The organism is Vibrio sp. AND4 (genome assembly GCF_000171815.1).
Taxonomy (GTDB): Bacteria; Pseudomonadota; Gammaproteobacteria; order Enterobacterales; family Vibrionaceae; genus Vibrio.
Genome location: NZ_ABGR01000135.1, coordinates 1 through 1124 on the forward strand (window position 1 = coordinate 1; position 1124 = coordinate 1124).

A 1124-nucleotide genomic window follows, 5' to 3' on the forward strand; every position below is an offset into this window, starting at 1 on the left:
TCAAGCGCTCGTGACCAAACTTGAACATCGTCTAAGAGAGCATCCTGAAAATCTGAAGCACCTTCCAAACGGTTCATCGCGCCAACAAGTAAACTCCTTAAGCTGTCCCCTTGAAATTCAGCCCAGTTGCCACGACTTATTTCTCGCCCATTAAGGTAAAAAATACGTTCACGCGAAGCTTTGTCGAATACAACGGCTAGGTGCAGCCATTGATCCACCTCAACCTTGTCTGACTCTGTATACCGGTCTCTACCAGCACCAGATGTCGGCTTGCCATGATCTAATCCAACATACAGTTTGTGATCATCGCCATCATTCACACCAGACAATTGATAACGACTATCCAATGTTTTGAACTTCACCCAGTACATAAAAGTCATGGACTGGTCACCAGAAGGCATGAATCCTGTGTAACCAAATGCTTCTTTATCAGTGACATCTAAGACGTGTTCACCCGAGACCACCGCTTCACCGTTAGCATCGGCCAATATGGCCTGCGCCTGAACGTACTCAGCCCAGTGGCTTATGCTCTGGTCATTGAGCTCCCCAATATCAAAGCCTTGTAAATCCCAGCCCTTTTCATACTCGAACCCATCATCAATGCCATCGCCATCACTGTCTGGGCTACACGGATCACTCAGATGCTCACCTGTTTCGATCCCCATCTCCAGACCATCCGAAAGACCGTCGCCATCACTGTCTGCATTGTAAGGATCACTGCATGTTGACAGCTCAAAAGTATCACTTAGTCCATCGCCATCTTGGTCCACCTCAGCTTCAGCTGGCGCCATCAACTTTAATTCAGACAGCTTCATATCAAAGGTGCCAGTCGCCACGTTCTCAACCCACAAGCCTCTGTAACGGCTAAAGTTGTAATACGCCATTAAATCGCTTTCACCTGCTCGCGGTGGCACCACCATGTAGCCTTGCATATCGCTGCCATCAAGCGCTCGTGACCAAACTTGAACATCGTCTAAGAGAGCATCCTGAAAATCTGAAGCACCTTCCAAACGGTTCATCGCGCCAACAAGTAAACTCCTTAAGCTGTCCCCTTGAATTCAGCCCAGTTGTCACGACTTATTTTTCGCCCATTAAGTAAAAATACGTTCACGCGAAGCTTTGTC

The 1124-nt window shown here is 47.8% G+C and carries 1 protein-coding gene; it reads right to left on the bottom strand.

Annotated features, from left to right (window positions below; all coding sequences use genetic code 11):
• Positions 1 to 1019 (bottom strand): LamG-like jellyroll fold domain-containing protein (locus tag AND4_RS19220; RefSeq protein ID WP_043991966.1); only part of this gene is annotated, 1019 nt, incomplete at its 3' end.
• Positions 1020 to 1124: the final 105 nt, after the last annotated feature.